The 19,042-nt window shown below is 61.8% G+C and carries 16 protein-coding genes; 14 read left to right on the top strand and 2 right to left on the bottom strand.

From position 1 onward, the window contains the following. Nucleotide 1: 1 nt before the first annotated feature. From BXA01_RS26575 to BXA01_RS26545, 7 genes are all read left to right on the top strand, one after another. Nucleotides 2-646, top strand: a complete 645-nt coding sequence (locus tag BXA01_RS26575) for an isochorismatase family cysteine hydrolase (RefSeq protein ID WP_076567485.1) — start codon at nt 2-4, stop codon at nt 644-646. Then, nucleotides 643-1,974, top strand: coding sequence for a glutamine synthetase (locus BXA01_RS26570; protein ID WP_076567482.1), 1,332 nt, complete (start codon nt 643-645; stop codon nt 1,972-1,974). Before BXA01_RS26575 ends, BXA01_RS26570 begins: the two co-directional genes overlap by 4 nt. Next, nucleotides 1,958-2,710: an N-formylglutamate amidohydrolase gene (locus tag BXA01_RS26565; RefSeq protein WP_076567479.1), complete on the top strand. Its 753-nt coding sequence runs from the start codon at nt 1,958-1,960 to the stop codon at nt 2,708-2,710. The genes BXA01_RS26570 and BXA01_RS26565 overlap by 17 nt, the downstream gene beginning before the upstream one ends. 54 nt (nt 2,711-2,764) lie before the next feature. Continuing rightward, the gene (locus tag BXA01_RS26560) at nt 2,765-4,114 is read left to right on the top strand and encodes an APC family permease (RefSeq protein WP_076567476.1); all 1,350 of its coding nucleotides are present in this window, start codon (nt 2,765-2,767) and stop codon (nt 4,112-4,114) included. A gap of 118 nt (nt 4,115-4,232) precedes the next feature. Beyond that, entirely contained in the window at nt 4,233-5,249 is a 1,017-nt protein-coding gene (locus BXA01_RS26555) for an arginine N-succinyltransferase (RefSeq protein WP_076567473.1), read from the top strand. 49 nt (nt 5,250-5,298) lie between these two features. Continuing rightward, nucleotides 5,299-6,333, top strand: a complete 1,035-nt coding sequence (gene astA / locus BXA01_RS26550; protein WP_076567470.1) for an arginine N-succinyltransferase — start codon at nt 5,299-5,301, stop codon at nt 6,331-6,333. A 154-nt stretch (nt 6,334-6,487) separates the two neighbouring features. Then, a complete protein-coding gene (locus BXA01_RS26545; RefSeq protein WP_016774123.1) occupies nt 6,488-7,357 on the top strand; it encodes an isocitrate lyase/PEP mutase family protein in 870 nt (289 codons plus the stop codon). A gap of 128 nt (nt 7,358-7,485) precedes the next feature. On the opposite strand, the gene BXA01_RS26540 is transcribed toward BXA01_RS26545, so the two are convergent. Next, nucleotides 7,486-8,724, bottom strand: coding sequence for a M20/M25/M40 family metallo-hydrolase (locus tag BXA01_RS26540; protein WP_076567467.1), 1,239 nt, complete (start codon nt 8,722-8,724; stop codon nt 7,486-7,488). A gap of 209 nt (nt 8,725-8,933) precedes the next feature. Beyond that, nucleotides 8,934-10,007, bottom strand: a complete 1,074-nt coding sequence (locus tag BXA01_RS26535) for a diguanylate cyclase (RefSeq protein WP_076567464.1) — start codon at nt 10,005-10,007, stop codon at nt 8,934-8,936. Between the two features lie 188 nt (nt 10,008-10,195). On the opposite strand from BXA01_RS26535, the gene BXA01_RS26530 reads away from it, so the two are divergent. The 7 genes from BXA01_RS26530 (at nt 10,196) to BXA01_RS26500 (ending at nt 19,025) form a co-directional block, all read left to right on the top strand. Then, on the top strand, nt 10,196-11,650 hold the full coding sequence (locus BXA01_RS26530; protein ID WP_076567461.1) for a flavin-containing monooxygenase: 1,455 nt from the start codon (nt 10,196-10,198) through the stop codon (nt 11,648-11,650). A 21-nt stretch (nt 11,651-11,671) separates the two neighbouring features. Then, nucleotides 11,672-12,598: an alpha/beta fold hydrolase gene (locus BXA01_RS26525; RefSeq protein WP_056784590.1), complete on the top strand. Its 927-nt coding sequence runs from the start codon at nt 11,672-11,674 to the stop codon at nt 12,596-12,598. Nucleotides 12,599-12,761: 163 nt separating this feature from the next. Further along, the gene (glcD, locus tag BXA01_RS26520) at nt 12,762-14,261 is read left to right on the top strand and encodes a glycolate oxidase subunit GlcD (RefSeq protein WP_076567458.1); all 1,500 of its coding nucleotides are present in this window, start codon (nt 12,762-12,764) and stop codon (nt 14,259-14,261) included. Then, a complete protein-coding gene (gene glcE, locus BXA01_RS26515) occupies nt 14,261-15,310 on the top strand; it encodes a glycolate oxidase subunit GlcE (RefSeq protein ID WP_076567455.1) in 1,050 nt (349 codons plus the stop codon). Before glcD ends, glcE begins: the two co-directional genes overlap by 1 nt. A 2-nt stretch (nt 15,311-15,312) precedes the next feature. Next, complete coding sequence (gene glcF / locus BXA01_RS26510) at nt 15,313-16,533, top strand: glycolate oxidase subunit GlcF (protein WP_076567452.1); 1,221 nt, start codon at nt 15,313-15,315, stop codon at nt 16,531-16,533. 88 nt (nt 16,534-16,621) lie between these two features. Further along, entirely contained in the window at nt 16,622-18,010 is a 1,389-nt protein-coding gene (hglS, locus tag BXA01_RS26505; protein ID WP_076567450.1) for a 2-oxoadipate dioxygenase/decarboxylase HglS, read from the top strand. 499 nt (nt 18,011-18,509) lie between these two features. Continuing rightward, on the top strand, nt 18,510-19,025 hold the full coding sequence (locus BXA01_RS26500; RefSeq protein ID WP_007949952.1) for an Hcp family type VI secretion system effector: 516 nt from the start codon (nt 18,510-18,512) through the stop codon (nt 19,023-19,025). Nucleotides 19,026-19,042: the final 17 nt, after the last annotated feature.

Genomic DNA, 19,042 nt, shown 5'->3' with positions numbered 1-19,042 from the left:
GATGTTCAGCCTTCCCCACCGCTCGCCACGGGACTTGCCGTTTGCGACCGACCACACCGCTTTATTGCTGGTGGACATGCAGCGCGCCTGGCTCGAACCGCAATTCGACCCACACCTGCGCGGCCCGGATGCCGAGTATTTTCTCCAGCGCACGCGCAGCCAGGTGGTGCCCAACCAACAGCGTCTGCTGGGCGCCTTTCGTCAGGCGCAGCAGAACGTGCTGCACACGATTATCGAAAGCCTGACCGCCGACGGTCGCGACCGCTCGCTGGATCACAAACTGTCGGACATGCACCTGCCCAAGGGCAGCGTGCAGGCTCAGGTCATCGCTGAGCTGACCCCGACCGAAAACGAAATCGTGCTGCCGAAGACCTCCTCCGGGGTGTTCAACTCGACCAACATCGATTACGTGCTGCGCAATCTGCAAACCCGGCATCTGATCATCGCCGGCATCGTCACCGACCAATGTGTGGACATGGCTGTGCGCGATGCCGCCGACCGTGGCTATCTGGTCACGCTGGTAGAAGACGCCTGCGCCACTTACAGCGCCGAACGCCATCAAGCCTGCCTCAACGCGATCAAGGGTTACTGCTGGATCACCGACACCGACACCGTGCTCGGTCGCTTGCAGGAGATGCAGCCATGAGCCCGCGCCTGACGCCTTTGCCGATGACCACGCTGGTGACAACCGACCTGATCGGCATCACCCGGGGCCGCTCGTTTCCTAGCGATGAGCTGGAGCATTACCAGGCGGCGGGTTGCGGCTGGGTCCCGGCCAACAGCGCGTTGACGCCACAGGACATTATCGCGTCGAGCAATCCCTGGGGCGCGTACGGCGACCTCCGGCTGATTCCGGATCTGAGCAGCCGCGTCACTGTCGGCAGCGGCCCGGACGCCAATGCACCGGTGCTGGATTTCATCCACGCGGATATTCGCGAGACCGACGGCCAGGCCTGGGGCGCCTGCCCACGCACATTGCTGCGCGATGAAATCGAGCGCTATCACGATGAGTTGGGGTTGCAGGTCAACGCCGCCTTCGAACATGAATTCAACCTGCACGCAGGCATTGCCGAACACGCGGCGTTCTCTCTCGAAGCGCAGCGTCAGGGCGCCGAATTCGGCGGCTGGCTGCTCAGCGCCCTGCGCGCCGGCGGGGTCGAGCCGGAAATGTTTCTGCCGGAATACGGCAAGCACCAATACGAAATCACCTGTCGACCGACTCTTGGCGTAGCGGCGGCGGATCGTGCGGTCAACGTGCGCGAAATCACCCGGGAAATCGCCCGGCAAATGGGCCTCGACCTGAGTTTTGCGCCGAAGACTGCCGCCGAAGCGGTGTGCAACGGTGTGCACCTGCACGTCAGCCTGCTCGATCTGGCCGGCCAGCCGTTGCTCTACGACGCTGGCACCAGCAACGGCCTGTCGAGCATCGGTCAGCACTGGGCTGCCGGAGTCCTGCATTTTCTACCGGCGCTGTGCGCATTCACCGCGCCGACGCCGCTGTCCTACCAGCGTTTGCAGCCGCACCACTGGAGCGCGTCGTATGCGTGTCTGGGGCAGCAGAACCGCGAAGCGGCGCTGCGCATCTGCCCGACTGTGACCTTGGGCGGCAAGTCTGCCGCGCAGCAGTTCAACCTGGAATTCCGCGCCATGGACGCCACTGCCTCGCCGCATCTGGCCATGGCTGCGCTGCTGATTGCCGGGCGGCTGGGCATCGAACAGCGTCTGGCCCTGAACGCGATCACCGACGAAATTCCCGATTCACTCAACGACGAGCAACGCAAGGCCCGGGGCATCGTCGCCCTGCCCGCCTCGCTGGCCCAGGCGCTGGATTGCCTGCGTGACAGTGCAGCCTTCAACGAATGGCTGCCCAAGCCGTTGCTCGACACTTATTACGCCCTGAAAACCGAGGAACTGGCGCTGACGGAACAGCTCTCGCCCGCTGACCTGTGTGAGCACTATGCACGCCTGTACTGAATCCGCCGAGCTTGGGTTGTACACCCGCCCGGTCTACAACCTGAGCCGCGAGGACTCGACGAACCCGTTGATCCTCGTGTGCGAACACGCCAGTCGCTACATTCCCGAAGCCCTGAACAATCTGGGCCTGGACGAGGCGGCCGCGCGCGAACATATCGCCTGGGACATCGGCGCGCTGCAACTGGCCGAACAGTTGTCGAAACAGCTCGGCGCCACGTTGCTCAGCGCCAATTACTCACGGCTGCTGATCGACCTCAACCGCCCGCGCCATGCGCCGGACAGCATCCCGCTGCAGAGCGAGATCTACCCGATACCTGGCAATCGCGAGCTGGATGAGGCGACCCGCGAGTACCGGCGCCAGACGTTGTTCAAACCTTTTCATGCGCGCTTGCAGATGTTGATCGACGAGCGCATTGCCAAAGGTCTGCCGGTGCGTGTAGTCGGCATTCACAGTTTCACCCCGGTGTATTACGGCCAGCCGCGACCACTGGAAGTCGGCGTGTTGTTCGGCCAGGCCCAGGACTATGCTCAGCGCCTGCTCGACGGGCTGCAAGCGCACCCGCTGAAAGTCGCGGGCAACCAGCCGTACAGAATTGATCCCTTGGGCGACATGACCGTGCCGGTGCACGGCGATGCCCGGGGCCTTGAGGCGGTGCTGATCGAGGTGCGCAACGATCTGCTGCGCAGCCCCGAAGCGGTTTCGCGCTGGGCAGGTTACCTCGCACCTTTGCTGTAAACGATGGACCGATAAAACATAAACCGACCGATGGCTGACAAGGAGTTGCGCTTCATGGAAATTGAAGAATTCGGCTACAAGCAAGAGTTGAAACGTAGCCTGACGCTGACCGATCTGGTGGTGTACGGGATGATCTTCATGATCCCCATCGCCCCGTTCGGTGTGTATGGCTACGTCAACGCCGAAGCACCGGGGATGGTGCCGCTGGCGTACATCATCGGCATGGTGGCGATGCTGTTCACCGCCCTGAGTTACGGCAGCATGGCCAAGGCCTTTCCGGTTGCCGGCTCTGTATATTCCTACGCCCAGCGCGGCCTTAATCAACACGTCGGCTTCATCGCTGGCTGGCTGATGCTGCTCGATTACCTGCTGATTCCGCCGCTGCTGTACCTGTATTCGGCGATGGCGCTCAACCATTTGTACCCGGACATTCCCAAGGTCGGCTTCATCCTGGCGTTTCTGGTCAGCGCAACATTCGTCAACCTGCGCGGCATCACCTTCACCGCGCGGATGAACATGCTGTTCCTGCTGGCACAACTGGTGGTGCTGGGCATCTTCCTGTTCTACGCCTGGAACGCCCTGCACAACGGTGGCGGTAACGGTGAGCTGACACTGGCGCCGCTGTATCACCCGGAAACCTTCAACTTCGCCCTGCTGATGCAAGCCGTGTCGATCGCCGTGCTGTCGTTCCTCGGCTTCGACGCGATCTCCACCCTCGCCGAAGAAATCAAGGAAGATCCGGGCCGCAGCGTCGGCAAGGCAGCGCTGATCACCCTGGCGGTGATGGGCACGATTTTCGTCGTACAGACGTGGATTGCCACCGATCTGGCGGCGGGCATGGGCTTCAAATCCGCCGACACCGCGTTTTATGAAATTGCCGAAATCGCCGCTGGCAGCTGGCTCGCGACCCTGACAGCCGTCGCCACGGCGCTGGCCTGGGGCGTTGCTGTAGCGATCACCTCGCAGGCCGCCGTCTCGCGCCTGCTGTTCGGCATGGCCCGCGACGGCAAGCTGCCCAAAGTGTTGGCCAAGGTCCACCCGAAACACAACACGCCGTACCTGAGCATTTATCTGGTGGCGGTGTTGTCGCTGCTGATCTGCTACCTGTTCATCGACGCGGTCGACATCCTCACCTCGCTGATCAACTTCGGCGCCCTCAGCGGTTTCATGCTGCTGCACCTGACGGTGATCAACCACTACTGGCGTCGGCAGAAGTCGGGGCAGTTTGTGCGCCATCTGCTCTGCCCGGTGATCGGCTTCATCATCGTCGCCGCCATCATGTACAACATGGGCGTCGATGCGCAGAAACTCGGCCTGATCTGGATTGCCCTGGGCCTGGTGTACCTGTTCTTCCTCAACAAGCTCGGCGCCAGCACAGCGCTGCCCGATCCGAGCAAAGGCTGACAAGAAAAAGAGCGGCGTCTGACAACAAATCAGGCGACCGCCGATTCAACGCGTGGAAACCGACAGTGATAGTCAGGTTCGGCGAATGGGCCGAACCTTTTGATACAGGAGTACATCCATGCTGGTCTTACGCCCAGTCGAGCAGAATGATCTGCCCCAGCTACAGCGCCTGGCCCGCGAGAGCCTGATCGGCGTGACCTCGCTGCCGGATGACAGCGAACACCTGCGCGAGAAAATCGCCGCGTCGTGCGCGTCCTTCGATAGCGCCGCCCAGGCGCAGGGGCCGGAGAACTACTTCTTCGTACTGGAAGATCTCGAACACCGGCAATTGGTCGGCTGCTCGGAAATCCTTGCCACCGCCGGCTTCAAGGAGCCGTTCTACAGCCTGCGCAACCGCCATTTCACCAGTGCTTCGCGGGAATTGAACATCGAGCATGGCGTACCGGCGTTGTCGCTGTGCCATGACCTCAGCGGGCATACCTTGCTGCGCGGATTCCACATCGATGCAGCATTGGTGCGCACGCCGTTTTCCGAACTGCTGTCGCGGGCGCGCCTGCTGTTCATTGCCGCGCATGCGCAGCGGTTCTCCGAAGCGGTGATCACCGAAATCGTCGGCTATAGCGACGAGCAGGGTCATTCGCCATTCTGGGATGCGCTGGGCAAGCACTTTTTCGATCTGCCCTACGCGGAAGCCGAGCGTCTGTGCGGTTTGCAGAGCCGCACGTTCCTCGCCGAACTGATGCCGCAATACCCGATCTACGTGCCGATGCTGCCGCCAGCGGCGCAGGACTGCATCGGCCGCGTGCACCCGGACGGCCAGGAAGCGTTCGACATCCTCGCGCGGGAAGGCTTCGAAACCAACAGCTACATCGACCTGTTCGACGCCGGCCCGACCCTGTATGCGCGTACCGCAAACATTCGCTCGATCGCCGACAGCCAGACCGCCAGCGTCCGCCAACAAGCATCGACCGACGCCCGTGGCCGTTACCTGCTGAGCAACGACGCCCTGCATGACTACCGCGCGATGGTCACCGAACTCGACTATCACCCCGGTCAGCCGCTGTCCCTGACACCCGCCATCTGCGCGGCACTGAAGGTCAGCGATGGCAGCTCGATACGGCTGGTCGCTCTGTGAGCCGCGTTAGCCATCCGCGCCTGAATCGGTCCGCCAAAGGAGTTGGAGCATGATTGTCCGTCCGGTAAAAGTCAGCGACCTGCCTGCCTTGATGACCCTCGTCGAACAGGCAGGGCCAGGTTTCACCACGCTTCCGGCCAACGAAGACCGCTTGGCGCACCGAGTGCGTTGGGCACAGCGCGCATTCGCCGAACAGGTGGAACGCGCCGATGCCGATTACCTGTTTGTCCTCGAGGATGATGAGCAGCGCGTGGTCGGTGTCAGCGCGATGGCCGGCGCCGTTGGCTTGCGCGAGCCCTGGTATAACTACCGGCTCGGGGTGACTGTCAGTTCGGCACCGGACCTGGGCATTCAGCGGCAGATCCCGACATTGTTCCTCAACAACGAACTGACCGGCCAATCGGAGCTGTGCTCGCTGTTCCTGCGCCATGACCAGCGCAACGGCAGCAATGGCCGCCTGTTGTCGCTGGGGCGCCTGCTGTTCGTCGCCGAATTTCCGCATCTGTTTGGCGAGAAGATGATCGCCGAACTGCGCGGCAGTGCCGATGAAAACGGTTGCTCGCCATTTTGGGACAGCCTCGGCCGGCACTTCTTCCAGATGGATTTCACCCACGCCGATCACTTGTCCGGCCTGGGCAACAAAGCCTTTATCGCCGAACTGATGCCGCGCCAGCCGCTGTACACCTGCCTGCTCACCGAACAGGCGCAGGCGGCGATCGGCCAGACGCATCCGAACACTCAACCAGCGTTGAAAATTCTTCAAGCTGAAGGCTTTGCGCACAAAGGCTATATCGACATTTTCGACGGTGGCCCGGTCATCGAGGCGCCAATCCGCAGCATCCGCACGGTGCGCGACAGCCTCGAACTGACACTGAGCCTCGGCACCCCGGACGAGCAGGCGCCGCTATGGCTGATTCACAACCGCCGGCTGGAAAACTGCCGCATCACCGTGGCCTCCGGTCGACTGGTGGGCAACAGCCTGGTTGTCGATCGTCTCACTGCCAAACGCCTGCAACTTCAGCCGGGCAATTCAGTGCGCGCAGTGCTCCTGCCCCATCAACAGCAACATGCCGTGGCGGCCTGATATTTCCGGCACGGGAGATTAAACCTTTCAGCCGCCAGTCCTGCCGCGCAAATTCGTCATGATTCTTGACCCATTCGCGTGATAGCCTTTTCATTCTTCGGCGTTGACACCTTTGCTCAAGCCTTTCCATTCCTTATGTATTGGTGGAACTCGTATGACCAGGCTTTCCCATCAAGATTTGCGCCGTAACTTCCGTCAGCTGCTGGCCTCCGACACCTGCTACCACACGGCTTCGGTGTTCGACCCGATGTCCGCCCGCATCGCCGCTGACCTGGGTTTTGAAGTGGGTATTCTCGGCGGTTCCGTGGCCTCTCTGCAGGTGCTTGGCGCGCCGGACTTCGCCCTGATCACCCTCAGCGAATTCGCCGAACAGGCCACGCGCATTGGCCGCGTCGCCCAATTGCCAGTGATCGCCGACGCCGACCACGGCTATGGCAACGCCCTTAACGTCATGCGCACCATCGTCGAACTGGAACGCGCCGGCGTCGCTGCACTGACCATCGAAGACACCCTTCTGCCCGCGCAATTCGGGCGCAAATCCACCGACCTGATCACCGTGGCCGAAGGCGTCGGCAAGATCCGCGCGGCGCTGGAAGCCCGGGTCGATACGGAAATGGCAATCATCGCCCGCACCAATGCCGGCATTCTGCCGAACCAGGAAATCATCAGCCGCACCCGCCAATATCAGGCGGCGGGCGCTGACGGTATCTGCATGGTCGGCGTGCAGGATTTCGATCAGCTGGAACAGATCGCCGAACATCTGACCGTGCCGCTGATGTTGGTCACCTACGGCAACCCGGCCCTGCGCGACGACAAGCGCCTGGCCGAACTGGGCGTGCGCGTGACCATCGACGGCCATGGCGCCTACTTCGCCGCGATCAAAGCAACGTACGACAGCCTGCGCGAACAGCGGCAGATCTTCACCCAGGCCTCCGATCTGAGCGCGACCGAGTTGACCCACACCTATACCCAACCGGAGGAATACATTCTCTGGGCCAAGGAATACATGAGCGTCAAGGAGTGATGCATACGCTGTACCGACCCCTTCGCGAGCAGGCTCGCTCCCACAGTTGAAATGCGGTCCCCTGTGGGAGCGAGCCTGCTCGCGAAAGCGTCTGCGGCTGCGGGGCTGAACCGGGAATGATCACTGCTTCACCGCGGCTTCGCCAACTCCATGATCATCCGCGACAACAAGTAAATCCGTGGTGCCACGCTCGCCACTTCGGCGTATTCCTCCGGCGTATGAATATTGCCGCCGACAATCCCGAAGCCATCCAGCGTCGGCGTCCCTACGCCTGCGGACAAACTGGCATCCGCCGCGCCGCCGCTGCCCTCCTCGGTGAGCTTGCGGCCAATTTCGCCGTAAATGCCTTGAGCCATGGCCATCAAGCGATCCGACTCAGCCGTCTGCGGCATCGGCGGCAAACCGCGCTGCAGAGAGGTTTTCACCTCGGTATCGGCAATCAACTTGTCCTGCGAGACCCGCGCCAGATCCTTCTCGATGCGATCAAATTCCTCCGGCACTGCCGCGCGCACGTCAGCCTTGGCCGTGGCCTGGTCCGGGATTACGTTGGTGCGATCACCGGCCTTGAGCACGGTAAAGTTGATGGTGGTCTTCTTCGCCTCATCACCGAGCTTGCCCAGTTGCAGAATCTGATGCGCCGCTTCCATCGCCGCGTTCCGTCCCAACTCTGGCGCGACGCCGGCGTGGGCGGCCTTGCCTTTGACTTCGACCAGCGCCGTCGCACTGCCCTTGCGCCACACCACCAGACCATCGGCCGGGCGGCCCGGTTCGAGGTTGAGGGTGACGTCGTGCTGTTTGGCGGTTTTTTTGATCAGGTCGGTGGCGACGTCGGAGCCGGTTTCTTCGCTGGCGTCCAGCAGGAAAGTGATTTGCGCATAGTCCTTGAAGTCGAGGTTCTTCAGCACTTTCAGCGCGTAGATACCGGCGACGATGCCGCCCTTGTCGTCCATCACCCCCGGCCCGTACGCGCGGCCGTCCTTGATGTGGAATGGCCGCGCGGCCGCGGAGCCTTCCTTGAACACCGTGTCCATGTGCGCCATCAGCAGGATCTTCGCCTTGCCGGTGCCTTTGAGCGTGGCCAGTACGTGGTTGGATTTTTCCGGGGTGTTCGGCACCAGTTCGATAGTTGCGCCGAGTTTTTTCAGCTCATCAATGGCGATGTCGCTGACCTGTTTCAGACCCGGTTCATAACCGGAACCGGAGTCGATATTGACCAGTCGTTCCAGTAACTTCAGGGCTTCGGGCTGGTACTGCTCGGCATCGGCGAGCACTTGTTTATGCGGTTCGGCGCAAGCGTTCACGGCCGAGAACGCGAGGGACAGACCGAGACTGGCGGCCAGCAGTGAGCGGGGAAATGAGAACGTCATGAAGCAGTCCTTGTTTCGTGTCGGGGGACTTCAACCGTAACCGACATCGGCGCGAGGCTCTATAGCGGATGCGACACTGATCTAACCGACAACACATACCCCGGTGGGAGCGAGCCTGCTCGCGAAGGCGTCGTGGCAAACGATATTGATACCGCCTGACCCAGCGCTTTCGCGAGCAGGCTCGCTCCCACAGGCATCAGCAACCCCCGTCAAACCGAATCCAGCAGCGCCTGCCTCGGTTTATTGTCGCTATTGCAGATCACCCGATTGCGCCCACTGGCCTTGGCTTCGTACAACGCCTGGTCGGCCTCATCCAGCCAACGCGTGGCGTCGGCATGGCTCGGGTCGTAGGCGGCCAGACCAATGCTCAGACTGACCTTCAACGCCGGGTTCTGCTCGTAGCCCATCACCGCGAAACGCTCGCGCAAGGCTTCCATGGCCTGAGCGGCGTTGAACAGTGGCAGCTCCGGCAGGATCACGCAGAACTCATCCCCGCCGTATCGCCCGGCCACATCCGTGGCGCGCAGATTCTGTTTGAGCAGTTTGCTCAACTGGCGCAGGACGATATCGCCAGCGACATGCCCATAGGTGTCATTGATCGCCTTGAAGTGATCGATGTCGATCAAGGCAATCGCCGCGCCCTGCTGCTGGCGTTTGCAGCGCTGGAACGCGAGGTCCAGTTGATCCTTCCACGCGCCGTGATTGAGCAGGCCGGTCAGGCTGTCGGTGCGACTCAACGCCAGCAGCTCACGCTTGTGCCGACCGAGGGTCGAGGCCTGACGAAAGCAGATCCAGCCCAGCGCCAGCGGATACAGCAACAGCAATGGCAAACAGGCGTACAGCTGCAGCGGCGTTGTTGGCGGGATGAACGCCGGCGTAAACACCACCAGCCCGACGCCGATGCCCAATAGCTGCGCCGCCGTGCCCGCCAGCAAAAACCGCCCACCACCAATGGCGACGTTGTTCATCGCCATCATCGAAATCGTGGTTGCGCTGGGCAAGGGATTGAACTGCATGGCGGCGACCCAGAAGCCGCCCATGAATGCATCGATCAGCAAATTGCGGTGTTCGGCGCGAAACGGCACGCTCGAGCTTCGCGCCCATAGAAAGGCCAGATGCGGCCAGACCAGGCCGTTGAACAGCATCACGCCCCACACCCACAGCGGCGGATCGAGCGCGTGCATCGCCACGCTGACACACATCAGCCCGAGCAGCAGCCCGAACACCCGCGACCTGTAAAGCCTCCTGGCCAGTGAAAGTCCCTTTCCTCGCGTATTTCCCATAAGGGCCTCGACCGCGCGATGCATGGTTACACCCCGACACGGATGTGTTCGGAGTCTATCAGGGCGCCGCTAAATAGCCATCACCGGCCAGCGGCCTGAATAGAGCGCTATCAGCGCCGCACGCGCGGCCCAGAGTTGGCTATAAATGAAAGAGGGGAAATGGAAAAACAACTATAAGAAGGGGGCACATGCATACCTACGCTGTGTTGATCATCGGCAGCGGTTTCGGCGGCCAGTGCGCGGCGGTCAACCTGCTCAAGGCCGGAATCGACGATTTTCGCATTCTTGAACGACGCGACTTCTTCGGCGGCACCTGGTGCCAGAACACCTACCCCGGCGCAGCGGTGGACGTGCCGTCGCCGCTGTATTCGCTGTCATTCGCGCCCTACCGCTGGTCGCAGATGTTCGCCGAACAGGCAGAACTGCGGCGCTACACCGAACAGGTAATCGAGCAGTTCGGTTTACGCGAGCGCGTGGAACTAGGGGCCGATGTCGAGCGCGTCGAATGGGACGAAGCGGAAAAGCGTTGGTTGGTGCACACCCGCGCCCGAGGTACTTTCCGAACCCAATTCCTGATCAATGCTTCCGGGCCATTGAGTCAGCCGGTCATCCCACGCTTTCCCGGGATGGATCGCTTTCAAGGCAAGACTTTTCACACAAATAATTGGGATCACAGCTACGACTATCGCGGTAAACGCGTGGCGATCGTCGGCAGCGGTGCCAGCGCCGCCCAGGTGATTCCGGCGATTGCACCCCAGGTCGAACATCTGCATGTGTTCCAACGCACGCCGCATTGGGTGCTGCCGCGTGCCGATCGTGAATTCGGCCGTTTTCAGCGTTGGCTGCTCGGTCTGAAGCCGGCGTACAAGCTGCTGCGCTGGCTGATCTACTGGCAATTCGAAACCCGGGTGATCGCCTTCAAATACTCGAGACCGGCGATTCATCTGGTCCAGCGACATGCGCTGCGGTTCCTCAAGCGTCAGGTTCCAGACCCGCTGCTGCGGCAGAAACTCACCCCGGACTTCACCATCGGCTGCAAACGGGTGCTGGTGTCCAGCACGTACTACCCGGCGCTGAGCCGCGCCAACGTCACGTTGCACAGTCGCGAGCACGGCATCGCTTCGATCGACGAAAGCGGGATCAATACCGTGGGCGGCGAGCATCTCGATGTTGATCTGATCGTCTGGTCCACCGGTTACGACGCCACTGACGGGGTGATTTCCTACCCGGTCAGCGGCAAAAACGCGGTGCAACTCAGAGATGTCTGGGCCGAATACCCGCGCGCCTACCTCGGCACCAGCCTGCCGGATTTCCCCAACCTGTTTATCGTCACCGGGCCGAACACCGGCATTGGCCACACTTCGGCGCTGTTCATCATCGAATCGCAGATGAACTACATCCTCGACTGCATCCACACCGTACGGGCCAAAGGCCTGCGCAGCATCGAAGTGCGCCGTGACGCAGAACGTACCTACACTGCAATGATCCACCGGGAAATGCAGCGCACGGTGTGGAAGTCCGGTGGTTGCCACAGTTGGTACCAGAGCAAGAGCGGTCATGTGATCGCCATGTTTCCCGGCTTCAGTTTCAGCTATCACCTGCTGACCCGGGCGCTGAAACCGGCCGACCATATTTTGTCCTGAAAACGTAAAAGGAAGACGTCGATGCTTTTGCTGTTTGTCGCACTCGCGGTTTTCGTGGCCTGGAGCTGGCTGAGTTATCCGGCGGTTGGCCATTGGCTGTACGACCTGGCCATGGCCAGCGAGGCCAGGTTGTACAAATTGCACAAGATCGAAGTGCCGATCGCCGAGATGACCGTGTCGACCTGGCAAGGCGGGCCGTACGAGGCGTCCAGCGCGATCCTGATGCTGCACGGCTTCAGCGCCGACAAAAACCTCTGGCTGCGCTGCGCCCGGCACTTCGTCCGTCAGTATCGGGTGATCATTCCGGATCTGGCCGGCCACGGCGAAACCGGCTTCAAGGCTGGCGGCGGTTACGACATTGCGGTTCAGGCCAAACGCATGATTCAGCTGCTCGATGTCTGCGGCGTAGAGAAAGTCCACGTCATCGGCAACTCCATGGGCGGCTACATTGCCGCGTGGCTGGCAGCGACCTATCCGGAGCGAATCGCCTCGCTGGCGTTGATCGACCCGGCCGGCGTCACCGCACCGGAGCCGAGCGACATGGAGCGCCATCTGGCGCGCGGGCACAATCCGTTCCTGATCAACTCCCGCGAAGAATTTCAGCGCTTCTACGCGATGACCATGGAGTCGCCGCCGTGGGTACCGAAGCTGGTGCTGGACGCCGTCGCCCAGCGCTATGAGCAACAACGTGACGAGCTCGAAGAAATCTTCCGCGACTTCCGCGCCAGCCCGCCGATGGAACCGAAACTGGCCGAGATCAAATGCCCGGCGCTGTTGCTCTGGGGACGCAAGGATCGCCTGATCGACGTCAGCAGCGTGCCGGTGTGGAGCAAAGGCATCGCCAATCTCGAAGTGGATGTGTGGGATCACGTCGGGCACATGCCGATGGTCGAACAGCCGGGAAATACCGCGCGGCTGTACGGGGAATTTCTGGAACGACAGCGATGAAGGTGGATATTCGCAATGCCTCAGGTTGCGCAACTGATCGTTCCCATGCTCTGCGTGGGAATGTCTCAGGGGACGCTCTGCGTCCAGTGACGCGGAGCGTCACGGGCTACATTCCCACGCAGAGCGTGGGAACGATCAGCGGAGACAGAAGGTTGGCGTTCCCATGAACATCCTTTACGACGAACGCCTCGACGGTCCGTTGCCCGAGGTGAACAAGGGCGAATTGCTCAAGGCCCTGCAACAAGCCCTGCCGGACCTGGACATCCTCTGGCGCGAGGAAGAACTCAAACCCTACGAATGCGACGGTCTCTCCGCCTACCGCACCACGCCGATGCTGGTCGCCCTGCCCCGGCGTCTGGAGCAAGTGCAAACCCTGCTGAAACTCTGCCATCAGAACAACGTGCCCGTGGTCGCGCGGGGTGCCGGCACTGGATTGTCAGGCGGCGCGCTGCCACTGGAAAAGGGCCTGCTGCTGGTGATGGCGCGGTTCAACAACATCCTGCACATCGACCCCGCTGCACGTATCGCGCGGGTTCAGCCGGGGGTGCGCAATCTTGCTATCTCCCAGGCGGCGGCCCCATTTGGCTTGTATTACGCACCGGATCCGTCGTCGCAGATCGCCTGTTCGATCGGCGGCAACGTCGCGGAAAACGCTGGTGGCGTGCATTGCCTCAAGTACGGCCTGACCGTGCACAACGTGCTGAAAATCGAAGTGCTGACCATCGAGGGCGAACGCCTGACGCTGGGCTCCGAGGCGCTCGATTCAGCCGGTTTCGACCTGCTCGCCTTGTTCACCGGCTCCGAAGGCCTGCTGGGGATCATCACCGAAGTCACGGTGAAGTTGTTGCCCAAGCCGCAAGTCGCCAAGGTCCTGCTCGGCAGTTTCGATTCAGTGGAAAAGGCCGGCCGCGCGGTTGCCGAAATCATCGCTGCCGGGATCATTCCGGGTGGTCTGGAAATGATGGACAACCTGGCCATTCGCGCCGCCGAAGACTTTATCCACGCCGGTTACCCGGTCGACGCCGAGGCGATTCTGTTGTGCGAACTCGACGGCGTCGAAGCCGACGTGCACGACGATTGCCAGCGCGTACGGGAAGTCATGACAGCGGCCGGCGCCACCGAGGTGCGCCAGGCCCAGGACGAAGCCGAGCGCGTGCGTTTCTGGGCCGGGCGCAAAAACGCGTTTCCGGCGATCGGCCGGTTGTCGCCGGATTATTACTGCATGGACGGCACCATCCCGCGCCGCGAATTGCCCGCTGTGCTGCAAGGTATCGCCAGCCTCGGCGAAGAATATGGCTTGCGCGTGGCCAACGTGTTCCACGCCGGCGACGGCAATATGCACCCGCTGATTCTGTTCGACGCCAACCAGCCGGGGGAGCTGCATCGCGCCGAGGCATTGGGCGGCAAGATCCTCGAACTGTGCGTTAAGGTCGGCGGCAGCATCACCGGCGAGCACGGCGTCGGCCGCGAAAAAATCAATCAGATGTGCGCGCAGTTCAACAGCGACGAGCTACTGCTGTTTCATGCGGTGAAAGCCGCGTTCGATCCGCAGGGCCTGCTCAATCCCGGCAAGAACATCCCGACCCTGCACCGCTGCGCCGAATTCGGCGCGATGCACATTCACGCCGGGCAACTGCCCTTCCCCGAGCTGGAGCGATTCTGATGGCTGATTTCGACGCCGCCAACGCCCTGCTCGATCAGGTCAACGCCGCGCGGGCCAATGCCACGCCGCTGAAGATTCAGGGCGGCAACAGCAAGGCCTTTCTCGGCCGCGAGGTGGCCGGCGAAGTGCTCGACACCCGTGCTCATCGCGGCATCGTTCAATACGATCCGACCGAACTGGTGGTCACCGCACGTGCCGGCACGCCGTTGTCCGAGCTGCTTGCGGCGCTGGATGAGGCCGGGCAAATGTTGCCCTGCGAACCGCCGTCCTTTGCCGACAGCGCCACGGTCGGCGGCATGGTCGCCACGGGACTGTCCGGACCTCGCCGGCCGTGGTCCGGCTCGGTGCGCGACTTCGTTCTCGGCACGCGGGTGATCACCGGCCTCGGTCAGCATCTGCGCTTCGGTGGCGAAGTGATGAAAAACGTCGCCGGTTATGACCTGTCGCGGCTGATGGCCGGGAGTTTCGGTTGCCTCGGCGTGCTCACCGAAGTGTCGCTGAAAGTCCTGCCGAAACCGCGCCAGTGCCTGAGCATCCGCCTCGATATCGACTGCACTCGGGCCTTGAGCAAACTTGCCGAATGGGGCCAGCAACCGCTGCCGATCAGTGCTGCGTGCCACGATGGCCGGAGCCTGTACCTGCGTCTGGAAGGCGGCGAAGGTTCGGTGACGGCGGCGCATCAACGCCTCGGTGGTGAGCCGTTGGACTCGGTTTTCTGGCGCGACCTCAACGAACAGCGCCTGAGTTTTTTCGACGAAGGCTTGCCGCTGTGGCGCCTGTCATTGCCGAACAATCTCGGCCCGCTCGAGCTGCCCGGCGAGCAACTGATCGACTGGGCCGGCGCGCAACGCTGGGTGAAATCCGAAAGCCCTGAGATTCACGCACTCGCCCATTCCTTGGGCGGCCATGCAACGTGCTTTACCCACGGTGCCACCGACTCGCCGTTTCAACCCTTGGCGCCAACCCTACTGCGCTACCACCGGCAACTCAAGGCGCAACTCGACCCGCAAGGGCTGTTCAACCCCGGACGCATGTACGCGGAGGTCTAGCCATGCAAACCACCCTCAGCGAGCAATCGCGAAAATTGCCCCGGGCTGGCGAAGCGGAAAAGATCCTGCGCACCTGCGTGCATTGCGGTTTCTGCAACGCGACGTGCCCGACCTATCAATTGCTCGGCGATGAACTCGATGGCCCGCGCGGGCGCATTTATCTGATCAAGCAAGTGCTGGAAGGCGCACCGGCCACCGAGCAGACGCAACTGCATCTGGATCGTTGCCTGTCGTGCCGCAACTGCGAAACCACCTGCCCGTCCGGCGTCGATTATCACAACCTGCTCGACATCGGCCGTGCGGTAGTCGACAGCGCGGTGCCGCGCCCGGCCGCTCAGCGCTTGCTGCGTGAAGGCTTGCGTGCGTTGGCGCCGAATCCCGGTTTGTTCAAGGGCTTGCTGCGCATGGGCGCGACCTTTCGACCGCTGCTGCCGCGCCTGCTGGAAAGCAAATTGCCGCAGCACGTCGCCGTTACAGGACCGCGCCCTGCTCCACGGCATGCGCGCCGGGTGTTGTTGCTCGAAGGTTGCGTGCAACCGGGTCTGTCGCCGAACACCAATGACGCGACGGCGCGGGTGCTCGATCGTCTGGGCATCAGCGTCACCCCGGTGAGCGAGGCGGGTTGCTGCGGCGCGCTCGACTATCACCTCGACGCCCAGGCCAAAGGTCTCGACCGCGCTCGACAGAACATCGACGTCTGGTGGCCGCACTTGCAGAATGGCGCCGAAGCCATCGTGCAGACGGCCAGCGGTTGTGGCGCGTTCATCAAGGATTATGGGCATCTGCTTGCGGACGACCCGATCTACGCCTCGAAAGCACGGCGGATCAGCGAAATGACTCGGGATCTGGTGCAAATCATCGCCGAGGAACCGCTGGAGCAAGTGTGCGCCGCCAGCGAACGACGCATCGCCGTGCATTGCCCGTGCACGTTGCAGCACGCGTTGAAACTTGGCGGCGCGGTTGAAGCCGTGCTGACCCGACTCGGCTTCAACCTCACGCAGGTACCGGATGGCCATTTGTGCTGCGGCTCGGCGGGCACTTACTCGCTGACCCAACCGGTGCTGGCGCGGCAACTGCGTGACCAGCGACTCAACGCTCTGGAAAGCGGCCGGCCTGAGTTGATCGTCACTTCCAATGTGGGCTGTCAGAGCCATCTGGCGAGCGCCGGGCGCACGCCGGTCAGGCACTGGATCGAGCTGGTGGATCAGTCGTTGGCAGAATGAAGTTCGTAGGATTCTTCGTTTGCCCGCGTGGGCGAAGGCTGCGATCTTTTCCGACATCCATTTCGTGACCGTGGCAGGAATTTTTTTCATGACCGTGCAGCCGTTCGTCAGCCCCGACCTGATCCGCCAACGCTTCTCCCGAGCGATGTCCGACATGTACCGCGAAGAGGTGCCGCTGTACGGCGCGCTGATGGAACTGGTGGAGAAAACCAATCGCGAAGTGCTGGCACGTCAGCCTGACATCGCCGGACAGCTCAAGCGCACCGGCGAAATCGAGCGGCTGGACATGGAACGCCACGGCGCTATCCGCGTCGGCACCGCGAGCGAACTGGCTACCCTCGCCCGCCTGTTCGCGGTGATGGGCATGCAACCGGTGGGTTATTACGACCTGACGCCGGCCGGTGTGCCGGTGCATTCGACGGCGTTTCGCGCGGTGCATGAAGAAGCGCTGCAGGTCAGCCCGTTTCGCGTGTTTACCTCGTTGCTGCGCCTGGAGCTGATTGAAGATCCTGAACTACGTGAGTTTGCCGAGTCGGTGTTGGCCCGTCGTTCGATCTTTACCGACTCCGCGTTGCGCCTGATTGATCAGGCGGAAACGGCAGGCGGGCTGAATGAAGCGGAGGCCGCAGAATTCGTCCGACAGGCACTGGAGACTTTTCGCTGGCACCACAGCGCCACCGTCAGCGCCGCGCAGTACCAGAAACTCAGCGCCCAGCACCGCTTGATCGCCGATGTCGTTGCGTTCAAAGGCCCGCATATCAATCACCTTACGCCGCGCACGCTGGACATCGACACCGTGCAGGAGCAGATGCCTGCCCATGGCATTACACCAAAAGCGGTGATCGAAGGCCCACCGCGCCGCAACTGCCCGATCCTGCTGCGCCAGACCAGTTTCAAGGCGCTGGACGAGCCGATCGCCTTCACCGATCAGCCCGAAACCCGTGGCAGCCACAGCGCGCGCTTCGGCGAAATCGAACAACGCGGCGCCGCCCTCACGCCGAAGGGTCGCGCGTTGTATGACCGCTTGTTGAATGCCGCTCGCGATGAATTGGGCGACTTCCCTAACGAAGCCAATGCCGCACGCTACGACGCGCTGATGACTCAGCACTTTGCGGAATTTCCTGACAGCATCGAGGGCATGCGCGAACAGGGGCTGGCGTACTTTCGTTATTTCGCTACGGAAAAGGGCATCGCGGCGTACGGACTTGGCGAATCGTCCCTGGAGGACTTGCTGCGCGATGGCTACGTGAAAGCGGAGCCGCTGGTGTACGAAGATTTCCTGCCGGTGAGCGCAGCGGGGATTTTTCAGTCGAACCTCGGCGATTCTGCGCAGACGCATTACGCCGAACACTCCAATCGCCAGGCTTTCGAACAGGCGCTGGGGCGTTCGACCATTGATGAGTTGGGGTTGTACGCCGAAACGCAACGGCGGTCGATTGAGGAATGTGCCGAAGTGCTGCGGATCAAACTGACCTGAATTTGCGCCGTTCTACTGTAGGAGTGAGCCTGAACGCGATAGCGGTGTAACAGTCGCCGATGATGTGACTGGAAAGACGCCTTCGCGAGCGGGCTCGCTCCCACAGGTTTTGCGGATGGACTGGGGTTCGGGACAAAACCACAAATCCCCTGTGGGAGCGAACCTGCTCGCGAAGGCAACACCGCAGTCCCGGCAAATACCCAACTGCGCAAGAAGTTGCGCGGTAGGTCGTAATATTTCAGGGGTAAATTGCCCTGCAGCCCAAGCGGCGCAAGCCCTGCAGCCAAGTGCGCAAGAAGTTGCGCAGTACTGCGCAACTTCTTGCGCACTTTCTCCCGGTTATCCCGGTGAAAAACGCCGCGAATGATCACCGACTACCGTGGCGCCCCCGCCACCCGGGCACCACGCAGAACCTGGCACGCTACTTGATAACTCTCAGCCACCCACCGGGCGATTTCGCCTCCGGGCACCCTAACTTTATCCGCAAGGAGAGCACCCCATGGCAACACCAGCGTACATGTCGGTTACCGGCGAAAAACAAGGCCTGATCACTGCCGGCGCTTTCACCGCCGACTCCGTTGGCAACACCTACCAGGAAGGCCACGAAGACCAGGTCATGGTTCAGGCTTTCACCCACGACGTGATCATCCCGCGTGACCCGCAATCCGGTCAGCCAACCGGTCAGCGCGTACACAAGCCAGTTGTGATCACCAAGGTCTACGACAAGGCTTCGCCACTGCTTCAAGCAGCTCTGACTTCCGGCGAGCGCATGAGCGAAATCGTTATCCAGTGGTACCGCACTTCGGCTCAAGGCACCCAAGAGCACTACTACACCACCAAACTGGAAGACGCGATCATCGTCGCCATCAACAACAAAATGCACAACTGCCAGGATCCAGGCAACGCGCACTTCACCCACCTGGAAGAAGTGCAGTTCACCTACCGCAAAATCACCTGGACCCACGAAGTATCCGGTACTTCGGGTTCCGATGACTGGCGTGCTCCAGTCGTTTAATTACGGCTGACCGTTAC

Source organism: Pseudomonas sp. B10 (assembly GCF_900156235.1).
Taxonomy (GTDB): Bacteria; Pseudomonadota; Gammaproteobacteria; order Pseudomonadales; family Pseudomonadaceae; genus Aquipseudomonas; species Aquipseudomonas siliginis.
Note: the sequence above shows the minus strand (reverse complement) of the source record. Positions and strands in the feature narration are given on the sequence as shown.

Excerpts from the sequence above, each read along its gene's own strand:
- BXA01_RS26575 (WP_076567485.1), top strand. The coding sequence starts at position 2 with ATGTTCAGCCTTCCCCACCGCTCGCCACGGGACTTGCCGTTTGCGACC.
- BXA01_RS26570 (WP_076567482.1), top strand. The coding sequence starts at position 643 with ATGAGCCCGCGCCTGACGCCTTTGCCGATGACCACGCTGGTGACAACC.
- BXA01_RS26565 (WP_076567479.1), top strand. The coding sequence starts at position 1,958 with ATGCACGCCTGTACTGAATCCGCCGAGCTTGGGTTGTACACCCGCCCG.
- BXA01_RS26560 (WP_076567476.1), top strand. The coding sequence starts at position 2,765 with ATGGAAATTGAAGAATTCGGCTACAAGCAAGAGTTGAAACGTAGCCTG.
- BXA01_RS26555 (WP_076567473.1), top strand. The coding sequence starts at position 4,233 with ATGCTGGTCTTACGCCCAGTCGAGCAGAATGATCTGCCCCAGCTACAG.
- astA (WP_076567470.1), top strand. The coding sequence starts at position 5,299 with ATGATTGTCCGTCCGGTAAAAGTCAGCGACCTGCCTGCCTTGATGACC.
- BXA01_RS26545 (WP_016774123.1), top strand. The coding sequence starts at position 6,488 with ATGACCAGGCTTTCCCATCAAGATTTGCGCCGTAACTTCCGTCAGCTG.
- BXA01_RS26540 (WP_076567467.1), bottom strand. The coding sequence starts at position 8,724 with ATGACGTTCTCATTTCCCCGCTCACTGCTGGCCGCCAGTCTCGGTCTG.
- BXA01_RS26535 (WP_076567464.1), bottom strand. The coding sequence starts at position 10,007 with ATGGGAAATACGCGAGGAAAGGGACTTTCACTGGCCAGGAGGCTTTAC.
- BXA01_RS26530 (WP_076567461.1), top strand. The coding sequence starts at position 10,196 with ATGCATACCTACGCTGTGTTGATCATCGGCAGCGGTTTCGGCGGCCAG.
- BXA01_RS26525 (WP_056784590.1), top strand. The coding sequence starts at position 11,672 with ATGCTTTTGCTGTTTGTCGCACTCGCGGTTTTCGTGGCCTGGAGCTGG.
- glcD (WP_076567458.1), top strand. The coding sequence starts at position 12,762 with ATGAACATCCTTTACGACGAACGCCTCGACGGTCCGTTGCCCGAGGTG.
- glcE (WP_076567455.1), top strand. The coding sequence starts at position 14,261 with ATGGCTGATTTCGACGCCGCCAACGCCCTGCTCGATCAGGTCAACGCC.
- glcF (WP_076567452.1), top strand. The coding sequence starts at position 15,313 with ATGCAAACCACCCTCAGCGAGCAATCGCGAAAATTGCCCCGGGCTGGC.
- hglS (WP_076567450.1), top strand. The coding sequence starts at position 16,622 with ATGACCGTGCAGCCGTTCGTCAGCCCCGACCTGATCCGCCAACGCTTC.
- BXA01_RS26500 (WP_007949952.1), top strand. The coding sequence starts at position 18,510 with ATGGCAACACCAGCGTACATGTCGGTTACCGGCGAAAAACAAGGCCTG.